The sequence below is a fragment of the Allobosea robiniae genome, assembly GCF_900102525.1.
GTDB lineage: Bacteria > Pseudomonadota > Alphaproteobacteria > Rhizobiales > Beijerinckiaceae > Allobosea > Allobosea robiniae.
In genome coordinates, this window is record NZ_FNBZ01000001.1 from 476,079 (window position 1) to 489,882 (window position 13,804).

Sequence of the window (13,804 nt, forward strand, 5' to 3'; positions counted from 1 at the left end):
CCCCTCAGGATTGATGGTCAGGCACGTGGTGGTTCAGGCGTAAGGTTGGTCAGGCGGCGGCGCGCACCGCGTCGTAATCCTCCATCAGGACGGCAACCGCATCGCCGCGCTGCACGCGGCCGGGGCCGGCGGACATCCAGAGCACGCCGTCGCGGCGATAGCGCACCTCCAGCGGGTCGCGATCGATGTCCTCGACGAAATGCAGGTAACCCGCGAGATCGCCGGCGCGGCAGGCATCGCCGACGACATTGCGCGGCTCGAACAGACCACCCGCGGGCGCGAAGGAATAGCCGGCGGCATCGCGCACCATCATGTGGCGGGTGCCGGGCGAACCGTCGCGCTGCGTCGTGTCGGGTTTGCCGTCCATCAGGCCGAAATGCTTGAGGATGTTGGTCAGCGCCCGGTCGGCGATGCGCACGCCCTCGACATTGACGCGGCCCCAGCCGCCGAGCTCGGTGCCGAGCGAGAGGATGCCGCGCCGCTCGACCGATGAGGTCAGGGTCGCGCCCTCGTCGACGCCCCAGAACACGACATTGTAAGGAGCGCCGAAGGCCGCCGCCGCCGCCATGGTGCGCTCGCGCAATTCGGCATCGGCGACGTAGTGCATGTTGGTCGAGAGCGCGGAGTCGCCGGAATGGCCGGCGGTGTGGAGATCGACGGAGATATCGACCAGCGGCAGCACGACGGTGTCGACAAAATGCGCCAGCATCTCGGAGAAGGTGCCGCGCGGATTGCCGGGGAAGCAGCGGTTCATGTCGCGGTTGTCGACCGGCGAGAGGCGCGTATCGTTCAGGACGGCAGGCATGTTGAGCGCCGGGATCATGATGACCCGCCCCTGCACCTTCGCCGGATCGAGGCTGCGGGCGAGGCGCGAGACAGCGATCTGCCCCTCGTACTCGTCGCCATGGACGCCACCGGTGAGCAGGATCGTCGGGCCGGAGCCATTCTTCACGCTGATCACGGGGATTTCGACGACGCCCCAGCCGGACGTATTGCGCGACAGCGGCGCCCGCAGATAACCGGCCTGCCGCCCGGATACCTCGAAATCAATCTCGCAACGAACCCGGCTTTCGGACGCCATGGCGAACCCCTCTCGCTCTTGCGTTTCGTATGATTGTATACGATCATACGACCTGTCAAGCGAGAGGCAGAGAGCCGGATGACGGATACGGGCGGACAAGTGCGGGCAGCCGAAACAGCGACACCGGAGCGAGCGAAAAGCGCCGCCCCCGATTGGCAGCCGCTGCAGCCGCAGACGCTCGTCGACCATGCGATCGAGGCGATCATCGCCGGGGCGGCCGCAGGACTGATCCTGCCGGGCGACCGGATCGTCGAGGTCGATCTCGCCCGCAAGCTCGGGGTCAGCCGCGTGCCTGTGCGCGAGGCTTTGCGCCTGCTCGAGAGCCAGGGCGTCGTGATCAGCGAGCCCTACAAGGGCATTCGGCTCCGCCCGGTGACGAACGAGCGCGTCTCGGACCTGATCGAGGCGCGCATTGCGCTTGAAGCCAGCGCGGTGGTGCGCGCCGTCGCGGCCGGTCGCAACCGCGGCCATCACCTTGACGAGTTGCGCCGCGCCGTCGCCGAGATGGAATTGATGGCAGCGCGCGGCAGCGCTTATGGCGTCGCGGTCGCCGATACCAACTTCCACCGTGCGCTCTGCCGGCTCGGCGGCAACAGTGTCACCTTCGACCTGTGGGAGACGCTGGCCCCGCAATGCACGATCATCTTCGGCCTCGCCACCTTCGGCAAGCCGATGGCTGGCGTAGTCGAGGAGCATGTCGACCTGCTCGCAGCCTTCGAGGCCGGCGATATCGCGGTGATCACCCGCACGCTCGACGAGCACATCACCGTCATGAACCACGCGATGGATTACGAGACCATCGTCGCCAAGCGCCGCAGGGAAAGGGATATGCCGTGAACGACCAGCCCATCCAGACGCGCGCAGCAGGCCGGGCAGCCGGGCTCCCGCCCTTCCGCATCACCCGGATCGAGGCTGCTCCCCTCTTCGGCGAGAGCCCCAAGGGCGGCTGGTCGGCGGAGATCCGGCCGGAGGATTCGATCCATGCGCTGATCGCGGTGCATACCGACCAGGGCCTGATCGGCTATGGCAGCGTCTTCACCGATGGCCGGCTCGTTCAGGCAGGCCTGAAGGTGCTGGAGCCGCTCTTCCTCGGCGCCGATGCGCTCTCGCCCGATTTCGTCAGCGAGAAGCTGCACCAGAACACCTTCTGGATGGGGCGCGGCGGCACGCTGACCCATACGATCAGCGGCATCGACATCGCGATGTGGGACATCCTCGGCCAGGCGACGGGGCTCAGCGTCGGGCGCCTGCTCGGCGGACGCTATCGCGAGCGCGTGCAGCCTTATTGCTCGCTCCTGATGGAGGAGCCGGCGGCGATGAAGGATGTCGTCGCGGGTTATCGCGACAAGGGTTTCAGCGCCTTCAAGATCGGCTGGGGGCCATTCGGCCGGGCGCTCGACGTCAAGCTCGATGAGGCGATCGTGCGCGCGGCGCGCGAGGCGGCGGGTGAGAAATCCAGGCTCTTCGTCGATGCCGGCGCCAGCGACGCGCTCTGGCCGCATGGGCTGAAATGGGCCAAGCGCACGGCCGAGATGCTGGCCGATTACGAGGTCGGCTGGTTCGAGGAGCCGGTCAGGCCCGACGCCATCGACGATTACCGCGAATTGCGCCGCTCCTCGCCCGTGCCGATCGCCGGCTGCGAGGTGCTGACCCGGCGCCAGAGCTTCATTCCCTGGCTGACGACCGGCGCGCTCGACATCGTCCAGCCCGACGTCACCAAGGTCGGCGGCATTTCCGAGCAGCGCCGTATCGCCTGGATGGCCTATGATCTCGGCATCAAATATGTCGGCCATGGCTGGAACACGGCGCTTGGCCTCGCCGCCGACCTGCAGATGGCCGCGGCCTTCCCGGATGCCGATCTCGTCGAGTTCATCGGCGGCAGCCCCTATGTCGACGGCATCCTGGCGAAGCCCTTCGCGCTCGATGCCGAAGGCTGGCTGACGATTCCCGACCTGCCGGGGCTCGGCGTCACAATCGATCGCGACAAGCTCGGCCGCTACACGCCGGATCCGCAGGCGCTGTTCGGCTGAGCCTCGCTCACTCCGTTATCGCGTAAGCCGCCCGATCGATTCCGTGGCGGGTGAGCTTGTCGTAGAAGGTCTTGCGGGGGATGCCGAGCATCTCCAACGTCGCGCGGACATCGCCGCGATTGGCTTCCAGCGCCTCGCGGATCAGGTTCGCCTCGATCGCATTGAGGCGATCCGGCAGGCTCGCGACCGGAACGTCAGGGCGGGCTGATTGCGCCGGCAGATCGCTGGAGAGGCCAAGCGCGACACGCTCGGCGAAATGGACGAGCTCGCGGACATTGCCGGGCCAATCGTTCTCTACGAGATGACGTTCGACCGCCCGATCCAGCGCTGGCACCGGCCGGCGATACTTTTCCGCCGCGCGCGCCAGGAAACGGGTGAAGAGCAACGGAATATCGCGGCGGCGCTCGCGCAAAGGCGGGATACGCAGCGTCACCACGTTCAGCCGGTAATAGAGGTCCTCACGAAAATCGCGACGCTGGGCGGGGTCTCCGAGATCGGCCTTGGTCGCGGCCACAACCCTGAGATCGACGCGGCGCAGGTCGTTCGAGCCGAGCGGTGCGATCTCGCGCATCTCCAGCACGCGCAGCAGCTTGACCTGCGCCGAGAGCGGCATGCTCTCCAGTTCGTCGAGGAAGAGCGTGCCGCCGCTGGAATGCTCGATGCGGCCGATCCGCTTTTTCTGCGCGCCGGTGAAGGCGCCGGGCTCGTAGCCGAACAGCTCGCTCTCGATGACGCTGTCGGGCAGCGCGCCGCAATTCAGCGCGACGAAAGGCTTGTCGCGCCGGCGTCCGAGCCGGTGCAGCAGGCCGGCGACGACCTCCTTGCCGGTGCCGGTCTCGCCGAGGACGAGCACATCGACATCGACATCGGCGAGCTCGCGGATGGTCTGGCGCAGCCGCGTGATCGCAGCTGTCTCGCCGATGAGCGCTGTCTCCTCCTCGCCCTGCTCGGCCAGCGCCCGTAGTCGCCGGTTTTCGAGGACGAGCGCACGCTTCTCGGCGGCCCGCCGGAGCGTCTCGACGAGGCGCTCGCCGGCATAGGGCTTGGCGATGAAGTCGTAGGCACCCTCGCTCATCGCGCCCACGGCGGTGGCGATATCGGCATGACCGGAGATCATGATCACCGGGATATCGGGATCGAGCGCCCGCAAGCGCCGGAACAGTTCGATCCCATCCATGCCGGGCATGCGGATATCGGTGACGACGATGCCAGCGTAATCAGGGCCGATCCGCTCAAGTGCGGCCTCCCCGGACGGCAGCGCCACCGCCCGGAACCCGGCGAGGCCCAAGGCCTGGACATTGGCGTCGCGCAGGTCGGGATCGTCGTCGACGAAGGAGACCTCGATCGCGGCGATGGAGCCTGCGGAATCGCTCATGCCGCCGCCCTTTCGAGAGTGATGACGAAGCTGGCGCCGGCGCCGGGAGCGCTTGTCGCGGTCAAGGTGCCGCCGAAGGAGACGATCATGTCCTGCGAGATCACCAGCCCAAGGCCGAGCCCCTTGGGCTTGGAGGTGCTGAACGGCGTGAAGAGCTGCGCCAGAGCCTGCTCCGACAGGCCGGGGCCGCGATCGGTGATCGCGATCTCGACACGCTCGTCCTTCGGCGTGACCGTGATCGCGAGCGCAGGCTCGCCGCCCTGCCCGCCTTCCATCAGGGCCTCGATCGCATTGCGCAGCAGATTGACGAAAACCTGTTCGAGTTCGATCGGACGGGCGATGACGTGGACCGGCTCCGGCGGGGCGGTGACGAGCGGTGTCACGCCGGCCAGGCGCAGAGGGCCTTCGAGCAGGGTCAGAGCACCGTCGATGATCGTGCCGATCGGCACCGGTGCGAGCGGTTCCTTGCCGCGCCGGGCGAAACCGCGCAGTGCCTCGGTGATCGTGCCGATTCGATCCGTCAGCGAGACGATGCGGATTAGTGCTCCGTCGGCATCCGCGGGCTCGGCGCGCTTGAGGAAGGTGCGCGCGTTCTCGGCATAGGTACGCAATGCCGCCAGCGGCTGGTTGACCTCATGGGCGACGCCGGCCGTGATCTGGCCGAGCGTCGCGAGGCGGTTCGCCTTGGCCAGCTCCTCGCGGAGATTGGAGAGCCGTTCCTGCGCCCGCGTGCGCTTCGCCATCTCGGCCACGAGGCGCTCGTTCGCACCGGCGAGCTCGGCCGTGCGTTCGGCGACGCGGTCCTCCAGCTCGGCCTTGGAGCGGGCATCGGCCTCCTGCCGAGCGAGGTTGCGCTGGCGGCGATAGAGGGCGAAACCGGCCAGCGCCGCCCCCGGCATCAGCAGGAGCGCGACCAGCGCCTGCGATTGCGAGCGCCCGGCGGTGATCGCCGCATCGACGGGCTGAAGCACCTCGAGCAACCAATCCGTCGTCGCGACGGGCTGGCGCATGCGGACATAGCGGCCGGCGAAGGCGCCAGCGCCCTGAACGAGATCGCCGCGCTCCTGCAGGGGCAACAAGGTCAGCGGCGCGGTGCCGAACTGAAGCGAGTCCCGGATCGCCGCCGCGGTCGCCGGATCGAGTGGCGCCTCGACCCCGAAACGCCAGTCCTCGACCGTCGAGAGCAGCACGACGCCGCGCTTGTCGACGACATAGGTCTGGCCGCCGAGCGCGCGCCAATCGGCCTCGACGCGGTCGAACTCGGCCTTGACGACGATGACGCCGAGGCTGCGGCCGCCCTCCTCGATCCGCCGAGTGACATAGAGGCCGGGGCGCTGACTGACGGTGCCGAGCGCGAACTGCTCGGCCGCTCCATTCGCGACCGCGCCCCTGAAATAGTCGCGAAAGCTGTAGTCGTTGCCGACGAAGCTCGTCGGCTCGTTCCAGTTGCTGGCCGCGATCGCGACACCGTCCGGGCCGAGCAGATAGATCACCGCTGCCCGGGCCTCCTTCGCGATCGCCTCCAGCTTGAGGTCGAGCCCATGGCGGCTGCCGCCGGTCAGGGCCTGCCGCACATCGGGGTCGCGGGCGAGGATCACCGGCAGGGCGCGCTGCTTCTCCAGCTCGCCACGCAGGATCGCAAGCGCCAGCGTGCCGCCATCCGTCGCCCGGCTCTCCGTCGCGGCGATGGCGCGGCTGCGGCCGATCTCACCGGCGGTAAAAAGCGAGGCGACCGCGAGCCCCGCGACGACCAGCCCGAAGACCAGCCAGCGCAGCGTTGCGGCACTCTTCCACGGATCGCGCCCGGAACGGCTCATCCATCTGTCGTTGTGCGGAATCCCGCACAAATCAAGAGGCGGGGTGCGGAATTCCGCCCGCAACGCTCGCAAAACGATTCCGAAATGAACCGCAACTCATTGGTTTATTTTGATTTCTTGAAAACGGCCTGGTTGGCACGCGGGTTGCGAAAGAGGGGCAGCGGTTTCGAACAAAACCAAGACGACCGCCGACCCAAGGAGCAAAACATGGCGACCCCGATCGACATCGCGCCCGCTCATCCGGCGCATCCCAGAAAATTCTATCAGCATCTCTATGTGCAGGTGCTGTTCGCCATCGCGGCGGGCATCCTGCTCGGCCATTTCTGGCCGGACCAGGGCACGGCGATGAAGCCGCTCGGCGACTCCTTCATCAAGCTGGTGAAGATGATCATCGCGCCGGTGATCTTCCTGACGGTCTCGACCGGCATCGCCGGGATGACCGACATGAAGAAGGTCGGGCGCGTCGCCGGCAAGGCGATGATCTATTTTCTCTGCTTCTCGACGCTGGCGCTGATCGTCGGCCTGATCATCGGCAACGTGGTCCAGCCCGGCGCCGGCCTGCATATCAGCCCGGCCAGCCTCGATGCCAAGGCCGTCCAGGGCTATGCCGCCAAGGCGCATGACGCGAGCGTCGTCGGCTTCCTGCAGAACATCATCCCGGACACGATCGTCGGCGCCTTCGCCTCGGGCGACATCCTGCAGGTGCTGTTCTTCTCCGTACTGTTCGGTCTGGCCCTGGCGATGGTCGGCGAGCGCGGCAAGCCCGTGCTCGACTTCCTGCAGGCGCTCTCGACGCCGATCTTCAAGCTGGTGGCGATCCTGATGAAGGCTGCCCCGATCGGCGCCTTCGGCGCGATGGCCTTCACCATCGGCCGCTACGGCATCGGCTCGGTCGCCAATCTCGCCTTCCTGATCCTGACCTTCTACATCACGGCGGCGGTCTTCGTGCTCGGCGTGCTCGGCATCGTCGCGCGCTATAACGGCTTCTCGATCCTGGCGCTGATCCGCTACATCAAGGACGAGATTCTCCTTGTCGTCGGCACCTCCTCCTCGGAAGCGGCCCTGCCGAGCCTGATGGAGAAGATGGAAGCGGCCGGCTGCAAGCGCTCGGTCGTCGGCCTGGTCATCCCGACCGGTTATTCCTTCAACCTCGACGGCACCAATATCTACATGACGCTGGCGGCTCTGTTCATCGCCCAGGCCATGGACATCCATCTGCCGCTCGGCGACCAGATCCTGCTGCTGCTCGTCGCGATGCTCTCCTCGAAGGGCGCTGCCGGCATCACCGGCGCCGGCTTCATCACGCTCGCGGCGACCCTCTCCGTTGTTCCGGCCGTACCGGTCGCCGGCATGGCGCTGATCCTCGGCATCGACCGCTTCATGTCGGAATGCCGCGCGGTCACCAACTTCATCGGCAATGCCGTCGCCACGGTCGTGGTGGCGCGCTGGGAAGGCGAACTCGACGAGAACCGCCTGAAGGCGGCGCTTGCCGGCAAGCTGCCCGATTTCCTCGACGAGCCGCTGATGGCTCCGGCCGAGTAAGCCGGGCTTCACAAAGCGAAAGCCGCCGCCGGCATCCGGCGGCGGCTTTTTTTGTTTTCGAACGCTGTCGTCTCAGAGCGTCGAGCGGCGAACGGTCAGATCGGAGCGCTCGTAGACGGCCGGCAGCAGGTCGACACCAAGGCCGGGCGCTTCCATCGGATAGACATAGCCGTTCTCGATCCGCGGCATCTCGGTGACCAGCTCCAGATACCAGCCGCGATAGAAGGCGCGCACCGATTCCTGGATCAGCGTGTTCGGCTGGCTGAAGGAGGTGTGGACCGCCGCGACGAAGCCGACCGGACCGATGCAGTCATGCGGCGCGAAGGGGCGGTGCCAGGTCTCGGCCAGCGCCGCGATCTTGCGGCCCTCGGTCAGGCCGCCGGTCCAGCACAAGTCGACCATCACGACATGGGCGGCGTCGCGCTCCAGCATGTCCTTGTAGGGCCAGCGCGAACCCAGCGTCTCGCTGGCGCAGACCCAGACATCGGTCGAGCGGGCGTATTCGGCCAGCGCCTGTGGCGAGTTCATCCGGATCGGGTCCTCGTACCAGGTCGGCTTGTAAGGCTCGAGCACGCGGGCGATCTGCTTGGCGGTCGGCAGGTTCCAGAGCGAGTGGAACTCGACCATGATCTCCATCTTGTCGCCGACGGCCTTGCGAATCTTTTCAAAGGGCTCGACCGCCTTCTTCATCTGCTCGGCGGTGATGTGGAGGCCGTGGTTCTCGATCGCGGCGGGATCGAAGGGCCAGATCTTCATCGCCGTGATGCCCTGCTCCAGCAGGCTTTCGGCAAGGACATCGGCGCGGTTCATGAAGCCGTCGAGATCCTCATAGGGGCTGGCCTCGTCGCCCAGGCTCCAGTTCGAGACCGGCTTGATGTTGCTGGAGCGGACATAGCGGGTGCCGGCGCAGGTGTTGTAGATGCGCTGCTTGTCGCGGCAGAGCCCGCCGAGCATCTGATGCACCGGCTGGCCGCAGATCTTGCCGAAATGGTCCCAGAGCGCGATGTCGATCGCCGAGGTCGCACGGGATTCCGCACCGGTCGAGGACTGCGCCATCGGCAGGTTGGTCATCTCGCGATGCAGCGCTTCGATATGCAGCGGGTTCTTACCGAGCAGGCGGCCGGCCAGCGTGTCGTGGATATGCGCCTCGACCGAACGGGCACCGTAGAAGGTTTCGCCCAGGCCGATATGGCCGGAATCGGTGTGCACGCGGACCCAGAGCACATTGCCGAATTCCTCGGCGCACAGGGTTTCGATGGCGGTGATCTTCATGGCGTTCCGTCCTGTTGGATCTTTTCGGGAGCGGGCGCCAAGGCCCCTCGCCGCTTGTTGGCTATTGGAGGCTCACAGCACCGAGATCATGCCGCCGTCGACATAGATGATCTGGCCGCTGACATAATCGGCGGCCGAGGAGGCGAGGTAGACGCAGGTGCCGGCGAGCTCGTCCGGGCGGCCCCAGCGGCGGGCGGGCGTGCGGCCCTTCACCCAGGCGTCGAAGGCCGGGTTCTCGATCAGCGCCTGGTTCATGTCGGTGATCATGTAGCCGGGGCCGATCGCATTGGCCTGGATGCCGAGCTCGCCCCATTCGGCCGCCATGGCCTTGGTCAGCATCTTGATGCCGCCCTTCGCCACCGTGTAGGGCGCGACCGTGGCGCGGGCGAGCTCGCTGGTCAGCGAGCCGATATTGATGACCTTGCCATGGCCGCGCTTCGCCATCCGGCGGGCGGCCTCGCGGCCGACGACAAAGGCGCTGGTCAGGTTGGTGTCGAGCACGCGGCGCCAGTCTGCCGTCTCCAGCTCCAGCATCGGCTTGCGGAACTGGATGCCGGCATTGTTGACGAGGATGTCGACCGCAATGCCCTCGGCATCGAGCGCGGCGAAGGCGGCCACGACCGCCTGTTCGTCTGTGACGTCGAAGTTGAGGCCGCGCGCGGTGTGGCCGGCCGCGGTCATTGCCGCAACCGCCTCGGTGAGCCGCCCGGCATCGGCGCCGTTGAGGATGATGCTCGCGCCGGCTGCCGCGAGCCCTTCGGCCATGGCACGGCCGAGCCCGCGCGAGGAACCGGTCACGAGCGCGGTGCGCCCCGAGAGATCGAAAGGTGAGGTCACGATGGAGGTCCTATTTCGCTTTGGTCTGGAGCGCCGGGTGGGCCGGCATCGGGCCGCCCGCGGCGAGCTGGGCTGCGTAACGGCGATAGGATTCGCCGATATGCTTGCGCATCGCCTCGCCGGCCCCGGCCGGGTCCCTGGCGCGGATGCGGTCGAGGATCGCAGCATGATCGGCGCGGCGAATCGCGACGTTGGCCTCCTCGCCGCGATCCTTGTCGCGCATGCTGCGGATCGAGTTCAGCAGCGGGCTCGAGACGAACTGGAGCACGGTCAGGAAGAGCGGGTTATGCGCGGCCGTGGCAATGGCGAGATGGAGCGCCAGGTCATGAGCGGAGCTGTCCTCCCCCGCATCGTCGGCAGCATTCAGCGCGGCCTCGGCGGCGCCCATATGCTCAAGATTCTCAGGCGTATGGCGCAGCGAGGCCAATTGCGCCGCCTCCACTTCCAGCCCGAGGCGGAACTCCAGGAATTGCAGGATCGACTGCTCGGAAGCCGCGATCTCCGCGCGCCGCAGGCGCAGGGAATCCTGCTGGTTGACGAAGAGCCCGAGCCCCCGGCGGGTTTCAACGATGCCGTCGGCCTTCAGATAGGCGATGGCCTCGCGCACCACCGGCCGGCTGACGCCGAGCTGGCGGGCGAGCTCGGTCTCGGAAGGCAAACGCGCGCCGGGCTGCAAGGCACCCGAGCGGATCGACGTCGCCAGCGCGGTGGCGGCATCGCTCGCGAGATTGGGCCTGGATCCGATGGACGACAACTGCATGGCGGTTTCCTGCTGTGCGCAGCATTGTCATGTTATCAGTTGTCTGACAACCGAAGTTATGCCTCTCCGCAGGTTCCGAACGCTGCGTCGTTTGCTGATCGAAGCCGGCGATGAACCTCGTTTGCGGGCAAAACTTGCCCGATTCCCGCATTGGGACCATGCTCATCCAGATGAAGCTCCTGCTCGTCCTCGGGATCGTCGTGAGCTGCGGCCTTGCGATCTGGCTGGCGCTGGATGGCAACGCCGTGATCGCGTTGCCGCTGGTCATCGTCGTCAGCGCCCTCGTGCGGACCCTTGTCCGCGTCATCAACGGCAAGCATTTCCGTCCTGCCGAAACGCCGATCGCCCAGGATTCGGAAGACTGACCGGTCCCTCACGGTCGCCCGGGCCAGCCCGTGTTGACCGCCACCGGCTGGAAGCGCGAATCCTGCGAGCTGGACGAAGCTTCGTTCCAGGTCATGAGCCATGTCATCGGCTTCGCCCCGTCGCGTCATGGCCATGACGCGACCGGAGAATCGGGCAGGCCCGCGCGCGGCGCCTGCCGCCATCGATGGCCTCGCACGGTGCTCGGCCGCAGCCGATCCCGGAAGCAGCGGCGCCTTCCTGGATCGCATCCGCCACCAGGCGGCACCGGATTGCATCGATCCGATCCACAGGCCGGAAGCCCGTTGGCGGCCGCGGTGAAGAAAGCCGGCGGAAGTGACTGGACAGGCCGAGCGCCTGCCTCTATATCGCCCCCACCAACACGGACGGCCCCGCGCCGCTCCCGGTTCGCCCAGGTAGCTCAGTTGGTAGAGCATGCGACTGAAAATCGCAGTGTCGGCGGTTCGACTCCGTCCCTGGGCACCATCGCCTTTCCGCAATGAAATCAGTACTATGCGGACAAAGGCTTAAGTCAGTTCGAGGCTCGGTGTTAGGGTGCGTGTTAGGGCGCTCTGTTCACGCCTCGTTTTCGGCCTTGCGTCGGGCAAGCCGGAGCTCTGCGACACGACCGGTCTGAACCAGCCTTCCGCGGTTGTATTTCTGCGTCGTGCTGGCTTGGGTGCGCGCCACGGAGCGGATCGCGCTCGGCAAGCGCACGGCCAGGGACATCGCGAACCTTGCCGAGTCGGGCATCGACGACGCGATGGCCCGGCGCATCCACGCCGCCTATGCGGACGGTGGCGGCTCCAAGGTCGACGGCTCCCGGCTGCCGAACACGGATGCGTGGAAGGATCGCAACGCGGCCAAGGCGTTCGAGGCGGCCCTTCAGCGAGAGGTCAATATCGCGGTGATCACGCCCGGCCTCGAAAAGCCGCTCTGGATGTCGAGCCCCGTCATGTCCATGCTCGGGCAGTTCAAGGCGTTCATCGCGGCAGCCAACGAGCGGATGCTGATCACCAACCTGCAGCGCTCGGACTGGAACACGTTGCAGGGCCTGTTCGCCGCGATCACGCTCGGCATGCTCTCCTATCGGCTTTACACGCTCGTCTCCGGCCAGAAGGCCAGCGAGCGCCCGCAGGACTGAGTCAAGGAAGGCATCTCGCGCTCTGGCGTCATGGGCTGGTTCGACGAGATCAACAGCATGGGCGCGAAGTTCACGCGCGGCCAGTCGGACATCTACCGCGTGATCGGCGCGGACAAGCCGCTGTCGCGCATGCAGTCCCGCGGGGTGCTGGGTACCTTCGCCGGCCCGACTGCGAACAAGATCGAGCGCCTCGCGCAGATCGGCGGCTCAGTCGCGACAGGCGAATGGAACGCCTCGGACACCACCGCCGTGCGCCGGCTGCTGCCGTTCCAGAATCTCTTTTTCGTCAGGCGGCTGCTCGACGAGGTCGAGAAGGGCGTCAACCATCAGCTCGGCATCCCGGAGCGGGCGCCGCGCTGATTCATGTGCGGTGCAGGTCGATGAAGGCGCGGCGAATGTCGCGTAATGACCACGATCCCCGCCTCCGAACGCTCGATGTCCTACGCGCCGGTCGCTGCGACTGGCCCCTTCCCGATCGACTTCCCGGTCTTCGACGGCACCGGCGCCGATCTCCGCGTCACGCTTGACGATGTCGAGGTCACCGGCTTGACCTTCAGCGGCACCATCGAGAGCGGCTTCTACGGGGAGCCGAATACCTGGGTCAGCGGCTCGATTACGTTCGCCGCACCGATCACCGGCGCCCTCGTCATCGACGGCGTTCGCGATCCGCGCCGGCAGGGGCAGTATGCGGAAGGCCGCGGCATCCCGGCCCGCGATCACAACACCGAACTGAACATTCTGACGGCAACCGATCAGGAACTCCGCCGCGACGTCGGCCGCGAGGAGACCAAGCGGAAATCCGAGATCGTCCGGCTGGATGGCCGGATCGACGACGAAACGGCGGCGCGTCAGGCGGATGTATCGGCGCTTGATGGACGGGTGACGACCGCAGAGGGCGAGCTTGTCCTTCAGGATCAGCGGATCGACGCACTGGGCGGCATCATCGCAGGAGTGCCCTTCCCGATCGACGGGCTTGAGTTCCGACCAGAGCAGTTCCCGCTCGTGCCGGAACTCAGCCGCGTGCAGGCGGCGGCTGATGCGGCTTGGGCGCTCGGCGGTGCGCTGCGGCTGCGGAGCGGTGTCACCTACGAATACGACATGGTCGACTTGAAGCCAGGTCTCGTTGTTCGATCTTCAGGCGCTGTATGGCGGCACGATGGTTCAACGACCGGCGGGCAGATTGCCTTGACGATCAGTGACGGCGTGATTTTCGATGAAATCTTCGCAACCACGCCGGGCACTGAGACGGCGGCCAACCTGATCAGCGTCGGCAAAAATGTTCGAGGAAAGTCGCTATTCGCGATCTCTGATGTGCAGCGCGCGGGTCGCGCTATCACCGGAACAGGCGAAGGCGTTTGTATCGAGCGGATCATGATGCGCCGCTTTGATGATCAGCTCTGGTTCGACGGTCGAGCCCTGGCCCCGACCCAACCCGCCGGCGGCATCATCGGGATCATCGACGGTGATGGCTATCTGACGGGAGCGCGCTTCAACTATCTGTCCTTCAATATCGGCTATCTGCAGATGACGGGGCGCAGCTCCCATGCAGCCGGCGTTATGTAGGGGCAGAATGGTGTACTCGT

At 66.6% G+C, this 13,804-nt stretch carries 13 protein-coding genes and 1 tRNA gene; 8 read left to right on the forward strand and 6 right to left on the reverse strand.

Going from position 1 to position 13,804, the window contains the following annotated elements; genetic code table 11:
* Window positions 1–49: 49 nt before the first annotated feature.
* Window positions 50–1,081 (reverse strand): succinylglutamate desuccinylase/aspartoacylase family protein, encoded by a 1,032-nt coding sequence (locus BLQ70_RS02085; protein ID WP_091855619.1) that lies wholly within the window; start codon window positions 1,079–1,081, stop codon window positions 50–52.
* A gap of 78 nt (window positions 1,082–1,159) precedes the next feature.
* Between BLQ70_RS02085 and BLQ70_RS02090 the strand changes: the two genes are divergently transcribed.
* Together BLQ70_RS02090 and BLQ70_RS02095 are read left to right on the forward strand one after the other, a co-directional pair.
* Window positions 1,160–1,918 carry a GntR family transcriptional regulator gene (locus BLQ70_RS02090; protein ID WP_091855620.1) on the forward strand — a complete coding sequence of 253 codons (759 nt, stop codon included), beginning with the start codon at window positions 1,160–1,162 and terminating at the stop codon, window positions 1,916–1,918.
* Complete coding sequence (locus BLQ70_RS02095) at window positions 1,915–3,111, forward strand: mandelate racemase/muconate lactonizing enzyme family protein (protein ID WP_244511876.1); 1,197 nt, start codon at window positions 1,915–1,917, stop codon at window positions 3,109–3,111. The genes BLQ70_RS02090 and BLQ70_RS02095 overlap by 4 nt, the downstream gene beginning before the upstream one ends.
* A gap of 7 nt (window positions 3,112–3,118) precedes the next feature.
* Here the strand turns inward: BLQ70_RS02095 and BLQ70_RS02100 are convergent, their stop codons facing one another.
* Together BLQ70_RS02100 and BLQ70_RS02105 are read right to left on the reverse strand one after the other, a co-directional pair.
* On the reverse strand, window positions 3,119–4,486 hold the full coding sequence (locus BLQ70_RS02100; protein ID WP_091855621.1) for a sigma-54-dependent transcriptional regulator: 1,368 nt from the start codon (window positions 4,484–4,486) through the stop codon (window positions 3,119–3,121).
* Window positions 4,483–6,303, reverse strand: coding sequence for a sensor histidine kinase (locus BLQ70_RS02105; protein ID WP_091855622.1), 1,821 nt, complete (start codon window positions 6,301–6,303; stop codon window positions 4,483–4,485). Before BLQ70_RS02105 ends, BLQ70_RS02100 begins: the two co-directional genes overlap by 4 nt.
* Before the next feature lie 207 nt (window positions 6,304–6,510).
* Between BLQ70_RS02105 and BLQ70_RS02110 the strand changes: the two genes are divergently transcribed.
* Window positions 6,511–7,845, forward strand: a complete 1,335-nt coding sequence (locus BLQ70_RS02110) for a dicarboxylate/amino acid:cation symporter (RefSeq protein WP_061964231.1) — start codon at window positions 6,511–6,513, stop codon at window positions 7,843–7,845.
* A 72-nt stretch (window positions 7,846–7,917) separates the two neighbouring features.
* Here the strand turns inward: BLQ70_RS02110 and BLQ70_RS02115 are convergent, their stop codons facing one another.
* From BLQ70_RS02115 to BLQ70_RS02125, 3 genes are all read right to left on the reverse strand, one after another.
* On the reverse strand, window positions 7,918–9,117 hold the full coding sequence (locus BLQ70_RS02115; protein WP_091855623.1) for a mandelate racemase/muconate lactonizing enzyme family protein: 1,200 nt from the start codon (window positions 9,115–9,117) through the stop codon (window positions 7,918–7,920).
* 72 nt (window positions 9,118–9,189) lie between these two features.
* Complete coding sequence (locus tag BLQ70_RS02120) at window positions 9,190–9,957, reverse strand: SDR family oxidoreductase (protein ID WP_210184240.1); 768 nt, start codon at window positions 9,955–9,957, stop codon at window positions 9,190–9,192.
* Window positions 9,958–9,964: 7 nt separating this feature from the next.
* On the reverse strand, window positions 9,965–10,714 hold the full coding sequence (locus tag BLQ70_RS02125; protein WP_061964236.1) for a FadR/GntR family transcriptional regulator: 750 nt from the start codon (window positions 10,712–10,714) through the stop codon (window positions 9,965–9,967).
* A gap of 158 nt (window positions 10,715–10,872) precedes the next feature.
* On the opposite strand from BLQ70_RS02125, the gene BLQ70_RS02130 reads away from it, so the two are divergent.
* The 5 genes from BLQ70_RS02130 to BLQ70_RS02155 all read left to right on the forward strand — a co-directional run bounded on the left by BLQ70_RS02130 (window position 10,873) and on the right by BLQ70_RS02155 (window position 13,784).
* Entirely contained in the window at window positions 10,873–11,079 is a 207-nt protein-coding gene (locus BLQ70_RS02130) for a hypothetical protein (protein WP_091855625.1), read from the forward strand.
* A 408-nt stretch (window positions 11,080–11,487) separates the two neighbouring features.
* Window positions 11,488–11,563: transfer RNA gene (locus tag BLQ70_RS02140), tRNA-Phe, on the forward strand.
* Window positions 11,564–11,729: 166 nt separating this feature from the next.
* Window positions 11,730–12,221, forward strand: a complete 492-nt coding sequence (locus tag BLQ70_RS02145; RefSeq protein WP_091855627.1) for a hypothetical protein — start codon at window positions 11,730–11,732, stop codon at window positions 12,219–12,221.
* A gap of 30 nt (window positions 12,222–12,251) precedes the next feature.
* Window positions 12,252–12,581, forward strand: a complete 330-nt coding sequence (locus tag BLQ70_RS02150; RefSeq protein ID WP_091855628.1) for a hypothetical protein — start codon at window positions 12,252–12,254, stop codon at window positions 12,579–12,581.
* Between the two features lie 45 nt (window positions 12,582–12,626).
* The gene (locus BLQ70_RS02155; RefSeq protein ID WP_091855629.1) at window positions 12,627–13,784 is read left to right on the forward strand and encodes a hypothetical protein; all 1,158 of its coding nucleotides are present in this window, start codon (window positions 12,627–12,629) and stop codon (window positions 13,782–13,784) included.
* The last annotated feature ends 20 nt before the right edge of the window (window positions 13,785–13,804 follow it).

Coding starts and splice junctions, on each gene's coding strand:
- BLQ70_RS02085 (WP_091855619.1), bottom strand. CDS start 1,081: ATGGCGTCCGAAAGCCGGGTTCGTTGCGAGATTGATTTCGAGGTATCC.
- BLQ70_RS02090 (WP_091855620.1), top strand. CDS start 1,160: ATGACGGATACGGGCGGACAAGTGCGGGCAGCCGAAACAGCGACACCG.
- BLQ70_RS02100 (WP_091855621.1), bottom strand. CDS start 4,486: ATGAGCGATTCCGCAGGCTCCATCGCCGCGATCGAGGTCTCCTTCGTC.
- BLQ70_RS02105 (WP_091855622.1), bottom strand. CDS start 6,303: ATGAGCCGTTCCGGGCGCGATCCGTGGAAGAGTGCCGCAACGCTGCGC.
- BLQ70_RS02110 (WP_061964231.1), top strand. CDS start 6,511: ATGGCGACCCCGATCGACATCGCGCCCGCTCATCCGGCGCATCCCAGA.
- BLQ70_RS02115 (WP_091855623.1), bottom strand. CDS start 9,117: ATGAAGATCACCGCCATCGAAACCCTGTGCGCCGAGGAATTCGGCAAT.
- BLQ70_RS02125 (WP_061964236.1), bottom strand. CDS start 10,714: ATGCAGTTGTCGTCCATCGGATCCAGGCCCAATCTCGCGAGCGATGCC.
- BLQ70_RS02130 (WP_091855625.1), top strand. CDS start 10,873: ATGCTCATCCAGATGAAGCTCCTGCTCGTCCTCGGGATCGTCGTGAGC.
- BLQ70_RS02150 (WP_091855628.1), top strand. CDS start 12,252: ATGGGCTGGTTCGACGAGATCAACAGCATGGGCGCGAAGTTCACGCGC.
- BLQ70_RS02155 (WP_091855629.1), top strand. CDS start 12,627: ATGACCACGATCCCCGCCTCCGAACGCTCGATGTCCTACGCGCCGGTC.